We start from the raw sequence: 343 nt of genomic DNA, 5'->3' as shown, positions 1-343 counted from the left end.
GTGGGGGGGGCAGATGGTGATCCCGTCATGGCTTATCTGCGGGGGCGCGAACTGGTGACGAATGTCTACAAGGAGCGGGTGGTTTCTATTGCGCTGTCAGATGGCAGGCGCAGCAGTGCCGTGACCTACGTGGCAGATCCCGCACATGAACAATATATCGGCGGTCTCGGCGTTGCCGAATCGGCTGTCATCATCGCGGCTGCGGCCGGTCGCTCCGGTCCGAACACGGATTACGTCTTCAACACCGTGCAGCATCTGCAGGACATGGGCATACGCGATTCCTTGCTGGAGAGCATCGCTGCCAATGTCGGCGCGCTTGTCGCTCAGCCAGCCGTTGATTCCT

The 343-nt window shown here is 60.6% G+C and carries 1 protein-coding gene; it reads left to right on the top strand.

Going from position 1 to position 343, the window contains the following annotated elements; all coding sequences use genetic code 11:
• The coding region (locus EN804_RS35470) for a gamma-glutamylcyclotransferase (protein WP_189602192.1) at positions 1-343 on the top strand (343 nt) is incomplete at both ends.

The organism is Mesorhizobium sp. M8A.F.Ca.ET.161.01.1.1 (assembly GCF_004792105.1).
Taxonomy (GTDB): domain Bacteria; phylum Pseudomonadota; class Alphaproteobacteria; order Rhizobiales; family Rhizobiaceae; genus Mesorhizobium.
The sequence above is the reverse complement of the archived record's forward strand: the minus strand, read 5'-3'. Positions and strand labels throughout refer to the sequence as shown.